This is a genomic window from Streptomyces sp. GS7, from assembly GCF_009834125.1.
Lineage (GTDB): Bacteria > Actinomycetota > Actinomycetes > Streptomycetales > Streptomycetaceae > Streptomyces.
Genome location: NZ_CP047146.1, coordinates 5675134 through 5692853, shown reverse-complemented (window position 1 = coordinate 5692853; position 17720 = coordinate 5675134). Strand labels below are relative to the sequence as shown.

At 71.4% G+C, this 17720-nt stretch carries 15 protein-coding genes; 12 read left to right on the top strand and 3 right to left on the bottom strand.

Annotated features, from left to right (window positions below; translation table 11 throughout):
* The first annotated feature begins 1 nt into the window (after position 1).
* Positions 2 to 586, top strand: coding sequence for a GNAT family N-acetyltransferase (locus GR130_RS24735; protein WP_159506746.1), 585 nt, complete (start codon positions 2 to 4; stop codon positions 584 to 586).
* 232 nt (positions 587 to 818) lie between these two features.
* On the opposite strand, the gene GR130_RS24730 is transcribed toward GR130_RS24735, so the two are convergent.
* Positions 819 to 1634 (bottom strand): GbsR/MarR family transcriptional regulator, encoded by an 816-nt coding sequence (locus GR130_RS24730; protein WP_159510188.1) that lies wholly within the window; start codon positions 1632 to 1634, stop codon positions 819 to 821.
* Between the two features lie 262 nt (positions 1635 to 1896).
* Here GR130_RS24730 and GR130_RS24725 point away from each other — a divergent pair, with 262 nt between their 5' ends.
* The 5 genes from GR130_RS24725 to GR130_RS24705 all read left to right on the top strand — a co-directional run bounded on the left by GR130_RS24725 (position 1897) and on the right by GR130_RS24705 (position 8084).
* A complete protein-coding gene (locus GR130_RS24725; protein WP_159510187.1) occupies positions 1897 to 2559 on the top strand; it encodes a DUF4097 family beta strand repeat-containing protein in 663 nt (220 codons plus the stop codon).
* 404 nt (positions 2560 to 2963) lie between these two features.
* A complete protein-coding gene (locus GR130_RS24720; protein ID WP_159506745.1) occupies positions 2964 to 4091 on the top strand; it encodes a serine hydrolase domain-containing protein in 1128 nt (375 codons plus the stop codon).
* A gap of 257 nt (positions 4092 to 4348) precedes the next feature.
* Positions 4349 to 6130: a glyoxylate carboligase gene (gene gcl / locus GR130_RS24715; RefSeq protein ID WP_159506744.1), complete on the top strand. Its 1782-nt coding sequence runs from the start codon at positions 4349 to 4351 to the stop codon at positions 6128 to 6130.
* A 159-nt stretch (positions 6131 to 6289) separates the two neighbouring features.
* Positions 6290 to 7129 carry a TIM barrel protein gene (locus GR130_RS24710; RefSeq protein WP_159506743.1) on the top strand — a complete coding sequence of 280 codons (840 nt, stop codon included), beginning with the start codon at positions 6290 to 6292 and terminating at the stop codon, positions 7127 to 7129.
* A 58-nt stretch (positions 7130 to 7187) separates the two neighbouring features.
* The gene (locus tag GR130_RS24705) at positions 7188 to 8084 is read left to right on the top strand and encodes a 2-hydroxy-3-oxopropionate reductase (protein ID WP_159506742.1); all 897 of its coding nucleotides are present in this window, start codon (positions 7188 to 7190) and stop codon (positions 8082 to 8084) included.
* A gap of 413 nt (positions 8085 to 8497) precedes the next feature.
* Here the strand turns inward: GR130_RS24705 and GR130_RS24700 are convergent, their stop codons facing one another.
* Complete coding sequence (locus GR130_RS24700; RefSeq protein ID WP_159506741.1) at positions 8498 to 9103, bottom strand: HD domain-containing protein; 606 nt, start codon at positions 9101 to 9103, stop codon at positions 8498 to 8500.
* Between the two features lie 194 nt (positions 9104 to 9297).
* On the opposite strand from GR130_RS24700, the gene GR130_RS24695 reads away from it, so the two are divergent.
* From GR130_RS24695 to GR130_RS24680, 4 genes are all read left to right on the top strand, one after another.
* The gene (locus tag GR130_RS24695) at positions 9298 to 9525 is read left to right on the top strand and encodes a hypothetical protein (RefSeq protein ID WP_159506740.1); all 228 of its coding nucleotides are present in this window, start codon (positions 9298 to 9300) and stop codon (positions 9523 to 9525) included.
* 391 nt (positions 9526 to 9916) lie between these two features.
* Entirely contained in the window at positions 9917 to 11467 is a 1551-nt protein-coding gene (locus tag GR130_RS24690) for a DNA-3-methyladenine glycosylase 2 family protein (RefSeq protein WP_159506739.1), read from the top strand.
* Between the two features lie 14 nt (positions 11468 to 11481).
* Positions 11482 to 11991 carry a methylated-DNA--[protein]-cysteine S-methyltransferase gene (locus GR130_RS24685; RefSeq protein ID WP_159510186.1) on the top strand — a complete coding sequence of 170 codons (510 nt, stop codon included), beginning with the start codon at positions 11482 to 11484 and terminating at the stop codon, positions 11989 to 11991.
* A 37-nt stretch (positions 11992 to 12028) separates the two neighbouring features.
* Complete coding sequence (locus GR130_RS24680; protein ID WP_159506738.1) at positions 12029 to 12757, top strand: 2OG-Fe(II) oxygenase; 729 nt, start codon at positions 12029 to 12031, stop codon at positions 12755 to 12757.
* On the opposite strand, the gene GR130_RS24675 is transcribed toward GR130_RS24680, so the two are convergent.
* Positions 12745 to 13776, bottom strand: coding sequence for a ScbA/BarX family gamma-butyrolactone biosynthesis protein (locus tag GR130_RS24675; RefSeq protein WP_159506737.1), 1032 nt, complete (start codon positions 13774 to 13776; stop codon positions 12745 to 12747). The genes GR130_RS24680 and GR130_RS24675 overlap by 13 nt on opposite strands.
* 173 nt (positions 13777 to 13949) lie before the next feature.
* Between GR130_RS24675 and GR130_RS24670 the strand changes: the two genes are divergently transcribed.
* Together GR130_RS24670 and GR130_RS24665 are read left to right on the top strand one after the other, a co-directional pair.
* A complete protein-coding gene (locus tag GR130_RS24670) occupies positions 13950 to 14645 on the top strand; it encodes a ScbR family autoregulator-binding transcription factor (protein ID WP_159506736.1) in 696 nt (231 codons plus the stop codon).
* Between the two features lie 390 nt (positions 14646 to 15035).
* A complete protein-coding gene (locus tag GR130_RS24665; protein WP_159506735.1) occupies positions 15036 to 17402 on the top strand; it encodes an MFS transporter in 2367 nt (788 codons plus the stop codon).
* Positions 17403 to 17720 lie beyond the last annotated feature (318 nt).

Here is a 17720-nt window from a genome sequence, read left to right as displayed (position 1 = left end):
CATGAGCCTGGCTATTACACCCGCCATCCCGGCTGGGACCCTCTCCGCTTCCGCTCAGCCCTCGATTCCGTCGCATGACCGTGAGTTGCTGTTACGGCCATGGGAGTCGGACGACGCTACCATCCTTCAACGTGCCTTCCAGGACCCTTCAATCCGGCGCTGGCACACGCACCACGTGAGTTCGCCGGGGGAAGCTCGCGACTGGATCGCATCCTCCCACCGGTCCTGGCAGCAAGAGCAGGCTGCCCAGTGGGCTGTTACCCGGGTTGGCGGCGAGGTCGTCGGCCGGGTGGCGCTGCGCTGGATGGATCTGCTCCACGGCCTCGCCGAGTGTGCGTACTGGGTCCTGCCACACGCTCGTGGCACCGGTGTCGCCCCGCGAGCCCTCGCCGGGTTGGCCGCCTGGGCGCTGGACGAGGCCGGCTTTCACCGCCTTGAACTCGCTCACGCAGTCGACAACGAAGCCTCCTGCCGGGTGGCCACCAAGTCCGGCTTCGCTTTGGAGGGCACTCGGCGCAGCGCGCACCTGCGACTGGATGGCTGGCACGACATGCACCTCCATGCCCGTGTTCTGGGAGATTCTTGAACTGCTGGTGCTGTGACCGGACATGACCAACGGTTGGTGGTGATCGGCCCCGCATCGGCTGAATCTGACGATGCGTCCGATCGATGCAAGGAGGCGGTACGGCACGGCCGGTCAGGGTGCGCAGGCCGACCGCGCAGGTGGGGCGGAAGCTGCAGCGGACATGGCCGCCGGCTCGGCTTGGGGCCGGCCCTGGCCGTGCCCCGCCCGTACCCCGGCGGATGCCGCCACCCGATCAGCGACGGAGCTGCGACGAAGCACTTGTCTCGGCGCCTTCTGAACGTGGCGTGGCGGTGCTGTCCGGTGAACGTGGCGTGGCGGTGCTGTCTGGGGTCGTTTCGGGTCTGGTGTAGAGGACTTCGCGGCCCTGCTGGGCGGCGCGGGTGAGTGCTTCGCTGACGAAGTCGAGGAAGCGGGTGGCGTTTTCGAGGCGGGTGGCGGCGGGGGTGCCGGGGCCGAGGATGTCGACGCCCTGCCGTGCGGTCTCGATGAACTGGTCGTTGGCTCGGGCGCTGCGGAGCATCGCTTGGTACCAGAGGTCGTCGTCGACGACGTAGCGCTCGCGGCGGCGTTGTTCGTCGCGTTCTCGGCGGACGAGGTCTTGGCTTTCGAGGAACGTGATCGCTTTGGAGATGGATGCCGGGCTGACCTTCAGGTGCCTGGCGAGTTCGGAGGCGGTGAGGCTGCCGGTGTCGGTGGTGTAGAGGCAGCCCAGCACCCGGGCCATCATCTTGGGCAGGCCCGAGGTCATGAAGACGGTGGTGAGGGTTTCCTGGTAGTCGCGTACGGCTTCGGTGTCGCGTCCGTAGCCTTGCGGGAGCGTCTGCGGCCCCTGCTGCGTGGTGTGCCTGCGCCGGTGGGTGCGTTGCTGGGTGGCGCGGTGGGCCAGGTCGGCGCGGTAGCCGGCGGGGCCGCCGTTGCGCATCACCTCGCGCGTGATGGTGGAGGTGGGGCGGTCGAGACGGCGGGCGATTTCGGCGTAGGCCAGGCCGTCGGCCAGCCCTGTGGCGATCTGCTGGCGTTCGGATTGGGTGAGCCTGCCTCCCGGCATGACGACCCCCTTCATGCCCCACGGGTGCTCCATGGTGCTGCTCGGTGTTCCTCGACGCCTTCACCATAGCGTTCACCCTCAACGCATTGCAACGGGCGACCGTTCCATCGTTGCGTTAAGCGGGAGAGTGTTGCAATGATTGCCGCGCTTCCACCTGCGCAGATGCTGTTTTCATGCAAAGGGCTTGTTGCTCGAAGTTGGAAAGCAACGTAGCGTTTCCGTCATCAGGAAACAGTGAGTCGCCAGCACACAGGAGCGCATGATGCACAAGTTCCACACCCCCGCCCCGATCTCCGCCGTCCTGGGCATGCCCGCCGGACGCGTCCAGTTCATCGCCGCGGACCGAGCCGACACCACGGTCGAGGTCCTGCCCGCGAACACCTCGAAGGGCCGCGATGTGAAGGCGGCGGAGCAGACCACGATCGAGTACGCCGACGGCGTCCTGCGGATCGAGTCGTCGGCGAAGGACCAGTACTTCGGCCCGTCCGGATCCATCGAGGTGACGGTCAAGCTGCCCGCCGGCTCCCACGTCGAGGCCAAGACGGCCAGTGCCGAACTCCGGACCCTCGGCCGCCTCGGCGACGTCGTCTTCGAAGGCGCCTACAGCCAGACCAAGTTGGACGAGGCCGCGAGCGTGCGCCTCACTGCCGTCGACGGTGACGTCGAGGTCGGCCGGCTGGGCGGGCCCGCGGAGATCAGCACTGCACGGGGCGACATCCGGATCGCCGAGGCCACGGGCGGCAAGGTCGTGCTCCGCACCCAGGCCGGCGACATCACGATCAGCGCCACCGCCGGCGTCTCGGCCGCCCTGGACGCCCACACCGCCTACGGCCGCATCCACAACGCCCTCAAGAACGACGGCACCGCCGAACTCGACATCCGCGCCACCACCTCCCACGGCGACATCACCGCCCGCAGCCTCTAACCCGCCCCCCAAGCAACACCCCGCAGCACCCCCCGGCCTTCGGGGCGAACGGGCTGCGGACCTCAGACGGCGACAACGACGTCTGAGGTGCCCCCAAGATCACGGGTAGATGCAACTGGGCTCCGACCACCACGGGCCTACCGGGCCGGACTTCGCGAATGGCATGGACGTCCGGCTCGCCGCCCGGTCCGCCGGGCGGTCAGTCCAGCGCGAGCCAGGCCGCCCCCGCCCCGCGCCGGGCAGGCATCCCGCACCGCGAACGCAGCACGAGCACCGTCCGGGACGTGCTCGCCCGCTCGCGCTCACGGCCCACGCCCTCGGCGGCCGGCACAACCTCATCGCCGCCGCCGGGCAGCCGCACACCTCGCCGCAACGATCACCCACAGCTCATAAGGAGCACAGTCATGTCCCTCACCCTCATCGGGCAGGATCGCCCGGAGCTGCAGAAGGCCATCGAGGAGATCGTCGATTCCGGTTTCGCCGGGGTGCAACTGCGCGTGAACGACGAGCGGGGCGAGTGGGTCGGCAGCGCCGGGGTGCGCAAGCTGGGCGAGAGCGCCAAGCCGTCGACGAACGGGCGGTTCCGTATAGGCAGCACCACCAAGACCTTCACCGCGACCGTGGTGCTGCAACTGGTGGCCGAGGGCAGGATCGGGCTGGACAGCCCGGCCGATGACTACCTGCCCGGGTTCGGGCTGGACCGCCGGATCACGGTGCGGATGCTGCTGCAGCACACCAGCGGGCTGTTCAACTACACCGGCGAGTACTACGACGATGGGACGGTCGCGCCGGGGATCCCCTGGCAGGGCCAGGAGTACGTGGACAACCAGTTCCACACCTACCGGCCGGAGGAGCTGGTAAGGCTGGCGTTGTCCAAGCCGGCGCGGTTCGAGCCAGGGGCGGACTGGAGCTACTCCAACACCAACTACGTGCTGGCCAAGTTGCTGATCGAGGAGGTCACCGGCCGCTCGTTGGCCGAGGAGATGCAGCGGCTGATCCTGCAGCCGCTGGGACTGTCGGGCACCGTGGTGCCGGGCGCCTCGCCGGAGATCCCCGAGCCGCACGCCCACGGCTACTACCGGTACGAGCACGCCGGCCAGTGGAAGGTGGTCGACGTCACCCGCTTCAACGTCTCCTGGATCTCCGCCGCCGGCGACATGATCTCGACGACCGATGATCTCCACACGTTCTTCTCCGCCCTGATGAGCGGCAAGCTCCTGCCGGACTCACTGCTGGCCGAGATGCGCAGGCCGCACCCCAAGCTCGGCTACGGCCTGGGGTTGTTCGTGGAGGAGACGGACTGCGGCACCGTCTTCCACCACAACGGCGGCTTTTTCGGTTGGGGGGCGCTGATGTACAGCACGCCCGACGGCAGGAGGACCCTGACCGCCTCGCTGGCCACCGGTGACGCCGAGCTCGACTTCGCCGCCACGGCCGAGGCGTTCCAGAAGGCGCAGCAGAGGCTCGTCAAGGAGGTGTTCCGCAGCGGGCAGGCCGAGCCGGCTCACGCAGCGACCGAGTCGGCTCAGTAGACGGGGCCGAGCGGTGTGAACCGGCCCCTCAGGGGCGGCCCCATCCCGCACCGAGCCGCGTACCGGTAGCCACCGGTGCGCGGCTTTTCGCTGTCCGCAGGCCGGTTCGCCCGCATCGCTCACCAGGCACCTCTTGACGGGTGGAACGTCTCGCTCTACGTTCCTTCCATAAAGCAAAACATTAATTCCATGATGCGGAATTAAGTCCCGGCCGGTTCGGCCGGAAAGCCCGTGACAGGCCGACGCAGGAGTACCCGATGCCTCGAATGACAGCAGCCCGCGCTGCGGTGGAGATCCTCAAGCGCGAGGGCGTGACCAACGCCTTCGGCGTGCCCGGCGCGGCGATCAACCCCTTCTACGCGGCGCTCAAGGGTGCAGGCGGGATCGATCACACGCTGGCGCGCCACGTCGAGGGCGCGTCGCACATGGCCGAGGGCTACACCCGGACCCACCCGGGCAACATCGGCGTCTGCATCGGCACTTCCGGCCCGGCCGGCACCGACATGATCACCGGCCTCTACTCCGCGACCGGCGACTCCATCCCGATCCTCTGCATCACCGGCCAGGCGCCCACCGCGGTGATCCAGAAGGAGGACTTCCAGGCCGTCGACATCGCCGCGATCGCCAAGCCGGTCGCCAAGGCCGCGACCACGGTCATGGAGGCCGCCCAGGTTCCCGGGGTCTTCCAGCAGGCGTTCCACCTGATGCGCTCCGGCCGTCCCGGCCCGGTCCTGATCGACCTGCCGATCGACGTCCAGCTCACAGAGATCGACTTCGATCCGGAGCTGTACGAGCCGCTGCCCGCCTTCAAGCCGGCCGCGACCCGCGCCCAGATCGAGAAGGCGATCACCCTCCTCAACGAGTCCGAGCGCCCGCTGATCGTCGCCGGCGGCGGCATCATCAACGCTGACGCGTCCGACCTGCTGGTCGAGTTCGCCGAGCTGACCGGTACCCCGGTCATCCCGACCCTGATGGGCTGGGGCATCGTCCCCGACGACCACGAGCTGAACGCCGGCATGGTGGGTCTGCAGACCTCGCACCGCTACGGCAACGCGAACTTCCTGGAGTCGGACTTCGTCCTCGGCATCGGCAACCGCTGGGCCAACCGCCACACCGGCAAGCTGGACCTGTACACCAAGGGCCGCAAGTTCGTCCACGTCGACATCGAGCCGACCCAGATCGGCAAGATCTTCGCCCCGGACTACGGCATCGCCTCGGACGCCAAGGCCGCCCTGGAGCTGTTCGTCGAGGTGGCGAAGGAGCTCAAGGCCGCCGGCAAGCTGCCCGACCGCGGCGACTGGGCCGCCTCCACCCAGGAGCGCAAGGCTCAACTCCAGCGCCGTACGCACTTCGACAACATCCCGATGAAGCCGCAGCGCGTCTACGAGGAGATGAACAAGGCGTTCGGCCCGGAGACCCGCTACGTCACCACCATCGGCCTCTCCCAGATCGCCGGCGCGCAGATGCTGCACGTCTACAAGCCGCGCCACTGGATCAACTGCGGTCAGGCCGGCCCGCTGGGCTGGACCATCCCGGCCGCGCTGGGCGTCGCCAAGGCCGACCCGGAGACCCCGGTCGTGGCGCTGTCCGGTGACTACGACTTCCAGTTCATGATCGAGGAGCTGGCGGTCGGCGCCCAGCACAAGATCCCCTACGTCCACGTCCTGGTGAACAACGCGTACCTGGGCCTGATCCGCCAGGCACAGCGCAACCTCGACATCAACTTCCAGGTCAACCTGGAGTTCGAGAACATCAACTCGCCGGAGCTGGGCGTCTACGGCGTCGACCACGTCAAGGTCGCCGAGGGCCTGGGCTGCAAGGCGATCCGGGTCGCCGACCCCAGCCAGCTGGGCGCCGCCTTCGAGGAGGCCAAGAAGCTGGCCGCCGAGCACCGCGTCCCGGTCGTCGTCGAGGCGATCCTGGAGCGGATCACCAACATCTCCATGGCCGCCGCGGAGATCGACAAGGTGAACGAGTGGGAAGAGATCGCGACCGAGCCGGGTCACGCCCCCACCGCGATCAAGCCGCTCAAGGTCTGATTCCGGCCGAGGTCCGATTCCGGCCCCGATGCGGACGGTGTCCCGGGCGCGGCTTGACCGCCGCGCCCGGCACGGCCACCATCCCGTGCAGCAGAAAAAGAACTCCGCCATCCGGAAGGGTGGCATAACTCAGTCACCCGGAAGGGATGCCGAGCGGTTATGGGTTTCACGGACACGCGCTTCAACGTCAACCTGTCGATTCTGTTCACCGAGCTTCCGTTGCTGGAGCGGCCGGCTGCCGCGCGGGCGGCGGGTTTCACGGCGGTGGAGCTGTGGTGGCCGTGGGTGGACGCTCCCACTCCGGAGCAGTCCGAGCTGGACGCGCTGCGTGAGGCCATCGAGGACGCCGGGGTGCACCTGGTGGGCCTGAACTTCTACGCCGGCCGGCTGCCCGGCCCCGACCGCGGTGCGCTGTCGGTCCCCGGCACGGAGTCGGAGAGGTTCCGGGCCAACGTGCCGGTGGCGATCGCGTTCGCCACCTCGCTGGGCTGCACCACCTTCAACGCCCTGTACGGCAACCGCATCGAGGGCGCAGACCCCGCCGAACAGGACGCCCTCGCGCTGGAGAACCTGACGTTCGCGGCGCGTGCGGTGGGCGAGGTGGGCGGCACGCTGCTGATCGAGGCGCTCAACGCCCCCGAATCGCCGCTGTGCCCGATCGTCTCCGCACCCAAGGCCATCGAGGTCGTCGACGCGGTCAACGCCGCCACCGGACTCGACAACACCCGGTTCCTGATGGACCTCTACCACCTGTCGATGAACGGCGAGGACCTCGATGAGGTCATCGACCACCACACCGGCAAGACCGCGCACGTACAGATCGCCGACAACCCCGGCCGCGGCGCCCCCGGCACCGGCACCCTCGACTTCACCGCCCTGCTCGGCCGCCTGAAGAAGAACGGCTACGACGGCTACATCGGCCTGGAATACAAGCCCGGCAACACCCCCAGCGCCAGCGCCTTCGCCTGGCTCCCCGCACCCCTGCGCCCCGCCCACTAGCCAGGCACCACGCCACCCGCCGCCCCCATTTGTTTTTGAATGTGAAAGAGGCTTTTCGATGAGCAACCTCCCCAAGATCGCGTGGATCGGGCTGGGCATCATGGGCTCGCCCATGGCCGAGAACCTGATCAAGGCCGGCTACTCCGTAACCGGCTACACCCTGGAGGCCGACAAGCTCGAACGCCTCACCCAGGCCGGCGGCACCGCCGCCACCAACATCGCCGAAGCCGTCGCCGACGCCGACGTCATCATCACCATGGTCCCCGCCTCCCCCCACGTCGAGGCCATCGCCTACGGCCCCGACGGCATCCTGGACAACGCCAAGACCGGCGCGCTGCTGATCGACATGTCCTCGATCACCCCGCAGACCTCCATCGACCTGGCCAAGGCCGCCGCCACCAAGAACATCCGCGTCATCGACGCCCCCGTCTCCGGCGGCGAGGCCGGCGCCATCGAAGCCGTCCTGTCGATCATGGTGGGTGGTGAGCAGGCCGACTTCGACGCCGCCAAGCCCATCCTCGAAGCCCTCGGCAAGACCATCATCCTGTGCGGCCCCCACGGCTCCGGCCAGACCGTCAAGGCCGCCAACCAACTCATCGTCGCCGTCAACATCCAAGCCTGCGCCGAAGCCGTCGTCTTCCTGGAGAAGTCCGGCGTCGACCTCAACGCCGCCCTCGACGTCCTGGGCGGCGGACTCGCCGGCTCCACCGTCCTTGCCCGCAAGAAGGACAACTTCCTGCGCCGCGACTTCAAGCCCGGCTTCCGCATCGACCTGCACCACAAGGACATGGGCATCGTCACCGACGCCGCCCGCAACGTCGGCGCCGCCCTCCCCGTCGGCACCGTCGTCGCCACCCTCGTCGCCTCCCTGCGCGCACAAGGCGACGGCGGCCTCGACCACTCCGCCCTCCTCCGCGGCGTCGAACGCCTCTCCGGACACCCCACCCAGGGCTGAACCGGTCCGCGGCACGCGCCGCAGACCGCCACCGACAACCGGCGCCGCGACTGCCGCACTGCAGTCGCGGCGCCGGTTCGCGCGTACGCCGGTACGCGTAGACCGCGTATACGCGTACATGTGGCTCCCACGGCGGCGTCCCGGGCTCCGCACCGTCCGCCGCCCGCCCACTCACTGTCCCGGTTGACTGTCTTGAACGTCCCCGTTGATGGCCTCTGTGATGACCGTCACGTATCCTTCATGGAACGCTCATCCTCTGTTCACCGTTCAATGGAGTGTGGGCAGTTGAGAAACGCCTCCGCCAAGCCGCCCCGGCCAGTCTCCCCCGTCTGGCCGGGGCATTTTTCTGCCGTCTCCGTCTCCTTCTCCGTTTCCGTCTGCTGGACGCTGGGAGGGATGGCCGCAGTCCGCGCCTACGCCCCGTGCGCGTCCAGGGGATTGGCGGCGATCCGGTCGGCGATGCCGGCGCGTACGCACTCCGCGGCGGCACTGTCCGGTTTCCGCTCCGCCTGGTCCCGGAAGCAGGCGAGGAACTCCTCGCCGAGGCCCAGCCGCGGGTAGCGGTCCAGCACCTCGTTGCGCAGGCTCGCCGGGAGGGCGTCCGGACGCCGCCCGGAGATGTCCAACGACGTGCTGAACGCCAGCAGATGCGACTCCGGGTCCGTCGCCACGTCCACCTCGTCCCACATGTGCCGGACGATCACCTCGGACGCCCGCACCCGGCGCTCCACGGGCCACCCGGCGCCCGCGGCGAACACCCACGCTATATGCCCGCCGGCGTTCTCGAAGGGCACGGTGTGGCTGTCGAACTCCTTGACCAGCCCGATGTCGTGGAACATCGCGGCCACGTAGAGGAGTTCCGCGTCGAAGGCGATGCCGTGGGCCGACGCATATCCGGCCGCCCAGAGGTAGGCCCGTACGGAGTGGTTCAGCAGTGCGGGCGAGCAGTAGGCGCTCGCCACCTCCCGCGCGGCACGGCAGGCGGTGGTCTCGGGTATCACAAGATCGTCCATGGTCATGGCCGTGATTGTGGCCTACCGTCGGCCCCTCGGGCATGGGCGGTGGCACCCTCGGCCGTCCGCCGTATGCGCTGCCACCGCCCCTGTCGCCACCCCTGCTGCGACCGTCTCCGTGACCGACCCGGTGACCGGCGACCCGCCCGCCCACCCGCCGCCGAGGTGCGAGCGCGCGGAGCCCGGCGCACGCTGGAGGCATGACCGAGCATCCGCCTGTCATCGTGCATCCGCCGACGCCCTCCGGGGGCCGTCGGGTGACCGTGCACGGGCAGATCGTCGGCCTGGCCCACGGCCGCGGGGATGTGGCCGAATTCCTGCGCCGCGCGGGCGTCGCCGATCCCGCCGAGGACATCGCGCTGGACGATCCGCGCCTGGTCGAATGGCGCGGCGGCTCGCTGGACGACTGGCCGGTTCCGCGCGCGTGAACCGTCGGGCGGTCTGGGGCTCCACTGTTCCGAACTGAGCGCGAGCGCAGCGGAGTTGTACGGACGGGACGGTGGCGGCTCGATGTTGCCGCCGGGGGGGCGACGGGACCTCGTGCGAAGGGGCCCGGGATGGGGGGACCTCGTCCGTGGCGATGGGACAGGCGGGCGGTCGCCGCGCGCCGAGTGCGGGTGGATGACCGGAGCCACCAGCAAGTGGGTCGAAGGCCGGAGCCACCGGACGTCGATGACCCGAGCCACCGGAGCGGCAGGCGGCTCGCCCACCGAGGCCGCGACCGGATCCCTGGCTCCGCCCCATGGCCGTCGCGCGCCCACCGCGGTGTCCGATTTCCGCCAGCACCGGGGCTCCGAGTGCCGCACAGTGGGTCGTGTGATGACCGAGGACAGCAGGTACGAGGCGGTGCGGAGCCGGGACGCCAGGTTCGACGGCGCCTTCTTCTTCGCCGTGTCCACGACCGGGATCTACTGCCGGCCGAGCTGCCCCGCGACCACCCCGCGGCGGCGGAACGTCCGCTTCTATCCCACCGCGGCGGCGGCCCAGGGCTCCGGATTCAGGGCCTGCCGGCGCTGCCGCCCGGACGCGGTGCCCGGCTCGGCCGAGTGGAACGCGCGGGCCGACGTCGTAGGCCGGGCGATGCGGCTGATCGGCGACGGGGTGGTCGACCGCGAGGGCGTCGCCGGTCTGGCCGACCGGCTCGGCTACAGCGCCCGGCAGGTGCAGCGGCAGCTGACCGCCGAGCTGGGCGCCGGGCCGGTCGCGCTGGCCCGCGCGCAGCGCGCCCACACCGCGCGGATCCTGCTCCAGACCACCGGACTGCCGGTCTCCGAGATCGCCTTCGCGGCGGGCTTCGCCAGCGTCCGGCAGTTCAACGACACGATCAAGGAGATCTACGCGCTGACCCCGAGCGCCCTGCGCGCGGCCCGTCCCGCCGGTGCCGCCCGCCCCGGCACGGGCGCCCGGTCCGCCCCCGTCGCACCGTCCGCCACGCCCGGTGTCCTCCCGCTGCGGCTGCCGTTCCGCGGTCCGTACGCGGCGCGGCAGATCTTCGACCACCTCCAGCGGCACGCGCTCGCCGGGATCGAGGACGTCGGCGGCGCGCCCGGCCGCCGCACCTACCGGCGTACGCTGCGCCTCCCGAACGGCACCGGCGTCGTGGAGGTCGACGAGGCCACCGGAGACGGTTGGCTGGAGTGCCGGCTGCGCCTCACCGAACTGCGCGATCTGACCACCGCCACGCAGCGGATCCGCCGCCTGTTCGACCTGGACGCCGACCCGTATGCGGTCGCCGGGCGGCTGGGCGCGGATCCCGTGCTCGCCCCGCTGGTGGCCCGCTACCCGGGTCTGCGCTCCCCGGGCGCCGCGGACCCGCAGGAGGTCGCCGTCCGCGCCGTGCTCGGCCGCCGGATGTCGGCCGCCGGCGCCCGTACGCTCGGCGGCGCACTGATCGCCGCGTACGGCGAGCCGCTGCCGCAGCCGGCCGGCGCGCTCACCCGTCTCTTCCCCCGGGTCGAGGACCTGGCGCGGGCGCCGCTCACCGGACTCGGCCTGCCCGAGGCCCGCCGCGCGACGCTGCGGACCCTCAGCGCCGCGCTCGCCGACCGCACGGTGATCCTGGACGCCGGAACCGACCGCGACGAGGCGGAACGCGCCCTCCTCGGCCTCCCGGGCATCGGCCCCTGGACCGCCGGCTACCTCCGCATGCGGGCGCTGGGCGACCCGGACGTCCTGCCGGCCGGCGAGGCGCGGGCGATCGAGGGCGCCGACCCGTCGGCCTGGCGCCCGTGGCGCTCGTACGCGACGCACTACCTCTGGACGGCCGAAGCCGCGGGCGACGCACCGGATCCCGGAGCGGCAGACCACCGGCCACCGCACCGCATCGACCCCGACCGACGCCCCGACCGACTGACGAAGCGAACGGAATGACCGGACCCATGACCCTGACCCTTTACGCCACTCTCGCCAGTCCCCTCGGCGAACTCCTCCTGGTGGGCGAGGAATCGGCCACCGCTCCGGGCGGTGTCGCACTCGCCTCACTGTCCGTACCGGGCCAGAAGGGCGGGGCGACCGTCCAGGACGGCTGGACGTACGACCCGGCCGCGTTCGCCGGGATCGAGCGGCAGCTGCGGGCCTACTTCGACGGCGCGCCGACCCGCTTCGAGATCCCGTCCGTCACCCGCGGTACCGCCTTCCAGCAGCGCGTCTGGAAGGCGCTGGAGGACATTCCGTACGGCACCACGACCACCTACGGGCGGATCGCCGCCGACATCGGCGCGGCGCGCGGCGCGGTACGCGCCATCGGCACGGCCATCGGCGCCAACCCCCTGCTGGTCGTCCGGCCCTGCCACCGCGTCATCGGCGCCGACGGGTCGCTGACCGGCTACGCGGGCGGCCTGGAACGCAAGGCGCAACTGCTCGCGCTCGAAGGCGCCCTGCCGGCCGAGAGCTGACCCGCCCGACCGTTCCGCCCCTCTGGAGCACACCACCATGCCCGCCACCACGACCCGCCCCACCGCCTTCGCCGACCGCGTGGCCGCCGCCGACTGGACGGCCCTCGCCGGCGAACTCGACTCCCTGGGCTGCGCGTTGACGCCGCAGCTGCTCACCCCGGCCGACTGCCGCGCGCTGAGCGGCCTGTACGACGAGCCCGGCCGCTTCCGCTCCACCGTCGACATGGCACGGCACCGTTTCGGCGCCGGCCAGTACCGCTACTTCGCCGACCCGCTCCCCGAGCCCGTCCGGGCCCTGCGCGAGGCGTTCTACCCGTACCTGCTGCGGACCGCCCGCGACTGGGCGGCCCGGCTCGGCCGACCGGCCCCCTGGCCGGACACGCTCGCCGACTGGCTGGCGATGTGCCATGAGGCCGGCCAGTCCAAGTCCGCCCAGATTCTGCTGCGTTACGGGCCGGGCGACTGGAACGCCCTGCACCGCGACCTCTTCGGCGAGCTGGTCTTCCCGCTCCAGGTGGTCATCGGGCTCGACGCGCAGGGCACCGACTACACCGGTGGCGAGTTCCTGCTCGTCGAGCAGCGCCCGCGCGCCCAGTCCCGCGGCACCTCGACCGTGCTCCCGCAGGGCCGCGGGCTGGTCTTCACCACCCGGGACCGCCCGGTGCGCTCCACCCGCGGCTGGGCGGCGGGTCCGGTGCGCCACGGCGTGAGCGCCGTCCGCTCGGGCCTGCGGCACTCCCTGGGGCTGGTCTTTCACGACGCCTGAGGCACGTCCGGCGCCGGGGGCGCGTCCGCCCGGCCGGGCGCGTCCAGTGCCGTGAGTGTCGAGGTGAAGACCGGCTCACCGTTCTGCGAGCCGGTGACCTGGACCATCGTGGTGCGGGGGATCGCCGACGGGACCCGGCGGGCCTCGATCACGCACGGGACGCCGTGTTCCGCGTACCGGCAGAACTCCGTGCCGAAGGCGTAGGGGACGAAGGCGTCGGGGGCGGTCACCGCGCGGGCGGCCTGCTGGGCGGCGTCCAGCAGCGACAGGCCGGGCACGTGGTCGTTCGCCGGGTTGACGACCGTGGCATGGCCGGGGGCGATGCGCAGCAGCCAGTGGTCGGGCCGGTCGGTGGGGGCGAGCAGCACATCGCCGTCGGTGGCGCTGCCGGTCAGGCCGGCCGGGACGGGCGTGGGCAGCGGGCCGACGGTACGGCGTGCCGCCAGGCGCTCGCCGCGGATCCGGCGGTAGACCGCGGGCGAGGTGACGCTCACGCTGGAATTGCCCGTCGCGACGATCCGGCCCTCCTTGCGGAGGGTCATGTCGAACCGGCTGCTTACCAGCGAACCGGCCCGCATCCGCGTCTTGCTGCACGTGACGTCGATGGTCAGCCGGGTCGGCTCGTTCTCAACGGCGAGCTGCTCGGGGTCGGTTGTGTAGACGAGGTCCCCGAGGATGAAGTGGTGGCCGACCGGCACGCCGAGTTCGGCGTGCGAGAGCAGCAGCCCCGCCTGGCGGATGGTCTCGCCGGCGAGGAGGAGGTGGTGCCGGCCGTTGGTCGGGGCGAAGTACCGGTGGTTGTGCGGCCACTGGGCGGTGACCGAGAAGTGGCTCTCGTCCAGCCGGCGCCACGACGTGATCAGGACATCCTCGGCGAACGGACGGTGCACGAACTCGCGCGGTACGCGGGTGGCGAATCCCCGACCGGGCCGGGCGTCGGCGCGAGGGCTCCGGACCGGCTGCGCCAGGCGCTTGGCCCGGGGCCGAATCGTGCCGCTGACCTGCAACGTGTCGCTCATGACTGCCCCCAGGCGTCTCAACGGGAAGAGGTACGACGCTGGTAAGATACGTACCATCCGGTTTTCTTTTCAATGCCGACGAGGAAATTCGAGCCAACGGCCGATCTGCGGGAGACTTGGGCGACAACCCACTGGGGAAACACCCGTGTGCTTCGAGAGACAGGAGGCGTCCTGTGGCGCAACAGGACCGCGCGATCAGAACCCGGCGGAACATCTTGGAAGCCGCGGCGTCGGTTTTCGACGACCGTGGCTACGACCGCGCGACCATCGCCGAAGTTCTCGAGCGAGCCGGTGTCACCAAGGGCGCCCTCTATTTCCACTTCGCGTCGAAGGAGGAACTCGCCCTCGCCGTGCTCGAAGACCACGTGGTGGACATCGCGGTGGCGCCGCAGAAGATCAAGTTGCAGGAGTTCGTCGACTCGGGCCAGGTCCTGGCATACCGGCTGCGGCGCGACCCCATGCAGCGCGGCGCCGCCCGCCTCGCCGTTGAGCAGGGCTCCAACCGCCTTGACCGCAAGCGGTCGATGCTGGCGTGGACCCGGTTCGTCGAGGAGCTGCTGACCGAGGCGAAGGAGCGCGGCGAAGTGCTGGACAGCGTGGTCGTACGGGAGACGGCCGAGCTGTTCGTCGGGGCGTTCGCCGGCCTCCAGACGATGTCGCACGCGCTGACCAATCAGGCCGACCTCTGCCACCGGCTGGCCGTTTTCTTCGAACACACCCTGCCCAGCATCGCGGTGCCCGCGGTCCTCGCCAAGCTGAAGCTGGACCCGGAGCGCGGCGAGAAGCTCGACCTGGAACTCCGGGGCGGGCGCACGGAAGAGGGCGCGTTCCTGGACGCGGGCAACTCCCTTGCGGACGCGGCGTCGTAGGAATTCGGGCTGTTGCCCGCGAGTCGGAAAGGGCGGGATCCAGAGGGGCGACACGGGCGAATCAGCCGGCCGAACCATACCGGGCGTGCGGTCCTGACCGCGGTCCCGGGGCGACCCGGGGCGATTGTCAGTGGCATGCGGTTCACTGGAGTCGGTGTCCGGAACGAGACCGGGGGAGGGGCCATGAACGGGCCGGCGAGCGGGCCGCGATGCAGGTCGGCGGGAGTGAGGGAGATCACCGGCGGGCGGGCGAGACGGTGGGACGTGTGGCGGAATAGCGCCCCGAGATAAAACGTTCGGCATGCACGTACCAGGGGGCCGGCACTCCCCTTCACGACGCTCACCGCGCACCCCTCTCCGCTCACCCCTGCCGCACTGGAGGCCGCCCGCATGACCCAGACGACGACGGACCAGCTACCAGCAAGGGCGGCCGGCGCCTCCGCCGCGCCGCCCCCGTCCGACCCGGGCAGGGACGCCCACCCCAGGGCGGGCGGCGGCATCGTCCCCGTCCTCGCCTTCGCCGGCATCGTCGTCGCGGTGATGCAGACGCTGCTCGTGCCGGTCATCAAGGACCTGCCGACGCTGCTCAACACCGCGGCCAGCAACGCCACATGGGTCATGACGGCCACCCTCCTCGCCGGTGCCGTCGCAACGCCCATCATGGGCCGCCTCGGCGACCTGTACGGCAAGCGGCGGATGCTGCTCACCAGCCTCGCCGTCATGGTCGTCGGCTCGCTGGTCTGCGGGTTCACCGACGACCTGGTCGTCATGATCGTCGGGCGGGCGCTCCAGGGCTTCGCCATGGGCGCGATCCCCCTCGGCATCGGCATCATGCGCGACGAGCTGCCGCGCGAACGGCTCGGCTCCGCCATGGCGTTGATGAGTTCGTCGATCGGCGTCGGCGGCGGGCTGGCGCTGCCGGCCGCCGCCCTGGTGGCCCAACACGCCGACTGGCACGCCCTGTTCTTCGGCGCCGCCGGGCTCGGTGTGCTGTCGATAGTGCTCATCATCCTCCTCGTCCCCGAGACCGCGGTGCGGGCCCCGGGCCGCTTCGACGTCGCCGGTGCCCTCGGGCTGTCCGCCGGGCTCGTCGCCCTGCTGCTGCCGATCACCAAGGGCAGCGACTGGGGCTGGGGTTCGCCGACCACCCTCGGCCTGTTCGGGGCCGCGGCGCTGATATTGGCGCTGTGGGGCGTGATGGAGCTGCGGATCGCCGATCCGCTGGTCGACCTGCGGACCAGCGCGCGGCGCGAGGTGCTGCTCACCAACCTCGCCTCGATCACGGTCGGTGTGGCGTTCTACGCCATCTCGCTGGTGCTGCCGCAGCTGCTCCAGCTGCCGAAGTCGACCGGCTACGGCTTGGGTCAGTCCATGGTGGTGGCCGGTCTGTGCGTGGCGCCCCTGGGCCTGACCATGATGTTCGTCGCCCCGGTGTACGCGCGGATCGCCGCCCGGCGCGGCCCCAAGATCTCGCTGCTGCTGGGCATGCTGGTCATCGGGATCGGCTACGGCGGCGGCATCGGCCTGATGAGCGCCCCCTGGCAGACGGTCATCATCGCGGTGGTCGTCGGAGCGGGCATCGGGCTGGCCTACTCCTCGCTGCCGGCGCTGATCGTCGGCGCCGTCGACCCCTCCGAGACCGGCGCGGCGAACGGCCTCAACACCCTGATGCGCTCGATCGGCACATCCGTGTCCAGCGCCGTGATCGGCATGGTGCTCGCCCATATGTCGACGCGCATCGGCCCGGTCTCGGTGCCCACCATGTCCGGCTTCCGGGTCTCCTTCCTGATCGCCACCGCGGCGGTCGCCCTCGGCGTACTGGTGGCGGCCTTCCTGCCGTCCCAGCGGACCTCGTCCCGGCCGACGCCGGTCGCCCGGCACGCGGAAGGGGCGGACGCGGCCGACGAGCCCGCCGCGGCCGACGCGGTGGCGGCCACGCCGGAGCCGGCGGCGGAGCGCGCCCCGGCGCAGGCACCCGCGGCCGGGTTCCGCGGGCGGGTCGTCGACGGGGCCGGCGGGCCGGTGCCGCGCGCCGGCGTCACGCTGATCGACCGGCAGGGGCGGCAGGCCGGTGTCACCACGGCCGACGCCGAGGGGCGCTATGCGCTCGCCGCCCCGGGTGCGGGCACGTACGTGCTCACCGGCGCCGCGCCGGGCCACACCCCGCACGCGGTCGCGGCCACCTGCCGCGGCGTGGGCGCGCCCGTCGAGACGGACCTGATACTGACCGCAGCCGGCAGCCGCCTCGGCGGGACCGTGCTCGGCGGTCCGGACGGGACCCCGCTCGCCGGTGCGAGCATCGTCGTCACCGACGCCCGGGGCGATGTGGTAACCCGTACGTCATCCGGCGCCGACGGCAGTTGGGCCGTCGCCCAGCTGGCGAACGGTGACCACACCCTCGTGCTCAGCGCCCCCGGCCACCAGCCGCAGGCCCGTGCCGTCCAGCTGTCCGGCGGCGGCCCGGAGCGCCAGGACGCCCGGCTCCGGCCGAACGCCACCGTGCGCGGCACGGTCCGCGGCCCGGACGGGCAGCCCCTGCGGGACGCCGCCGTGACCCTCCTCGACGACGGCACGGTCGCCGGACACACGGTCACCGGCCCGGACGGCGCCTTCGCGTTCGCCGATCTGAGCAGCCGTCACTACACCCTCGCGGCGGCCGGCTATCCGCCGCACGCCGCGCCGATATCCCTCACCGGCGGCGGCGACGCGGTGCTGGATCTGGACCTCGTCCAGCCGTCGGGTGCCGAGGCGGGCTGACGACCGCCGGCGGGCCCGCGCGCCGCCCGTGTGCGCCGGGCCCGCACCGTGCCAACACGCCCCGGCCCGCCGCCGGGCGGTACGGCTCACCGCACCGTCAAGTGCGCCCGCCTTTCGGCCGGTTCGTCCCGGAGCGAGCGGCCGGCCGCCTCGGCGCCACCGCTCGCGTCGGCCTCCACCAGGGCCGTGTGCCGGGCGTCGCCGCGACCGTGGGCGCGGGCCAGGACACCTCCGCGCCGACGTGTCCCTGCGGGCCGTCCTGCGGGCCGTCCCGGCGGCCGTCGACCGCCGCATCCTGTCCGCCCCGGCCCCCGGGGC

Excerpts from the sequence above, each read along its gene's own strand:
- GR130_RS24730 (WP_159510188.1), bottom strand. The coding sequence starts at position 1,634 with ATGCCGGGAGGCAGGCTCACCCAATCCGAACGCCAGCAGATCGCCACA.
- GR130_RS24695 (WP_159506740.1), top strand. The coding sequence starts at position 9,298 with ATGACCGAGCATCCGCCTGTCATCGTGCATCCGCCGACGCCCTCCGGG.
- GR130_RS24700 (WP_159506741.1), bottom strand. The coding sequence starts at position 9,103 with ATGACCATGGACGATCTTGTGATACCCGAGACCACCGCCTGCCGTGCC.
- GR130_RS24680 (WP_159506738.1), top strand. The coding sequence starts at position 12,029 with ATGCCCGCCACCACGACCCGCCCCACCGCCTTCGCCGACCGCGTGGCC.
- GR130_RS24665 (WP_159506735.1), top strand. The coding sequence starts at position 15,036 with ATGACCCAGACGACGACGGACCAGCTACCAGCAAGGGCGGCCGGCGCC.
- GR130_RS24690 (WP_159506739.1), top strand. The coding sequence starts at position 9,917 with ATGACCGAGGACAGCAGGTACGAGGCGGTGCGGAGCCGGGACGCCAGG.
- GR130_RS24710 (WP_159506743.1), top strand. The coding sequence starts at position 6,290 with ATGGGTTTCACGGACACGCGCTTCAACGTCAACCTGTCGATTCTGTTC.
- GR130_RS24725 (WP_159510187.1), top strand. The coding sequence starts at position 1,897 with ATGCACAAGTTCCACACCCCCGCCCCGATCTCCGCCGTCCTGGGCATG.
- GR130_RS24705 (WP_159506742.1), top strand. The coding sequence starts at position 7,188 with ATGAGCAACCTCCCCAAGATCGCGTGGATCGGGCTGGGCATCATGGGC.
- GR130_RS24675 (WP_159506737.1), bottom strand. The coding sequence starts at position 13,776 with ATGAGCGACACGTTGCAGGTCAGCGGCACGATTCGGCCCCGGGCCAAG.
- GR130_RS24735 (WP_159506746.1), top strand. The coding sequence starts at position 2 with ATGAGCCTGGCTATTACACCCGCCATCCCGGCTGGGACCCTCTCCGCT.
- gcl (WP_159506744.1), top strand. The coding sequence starts at position 4,349 with ATGCCTCGAATGACAGCAGCCCGCGCTGCGGTGGAGATCCTCAAGCGC.
- GR130_RS24720 (WP_159506745.1), top strand. The coding sequence starts at position 2,964 with ATGTCCCTCACCCTCATCGGGCAGGATCGCCCGGAGCTGCAGAAGGCC.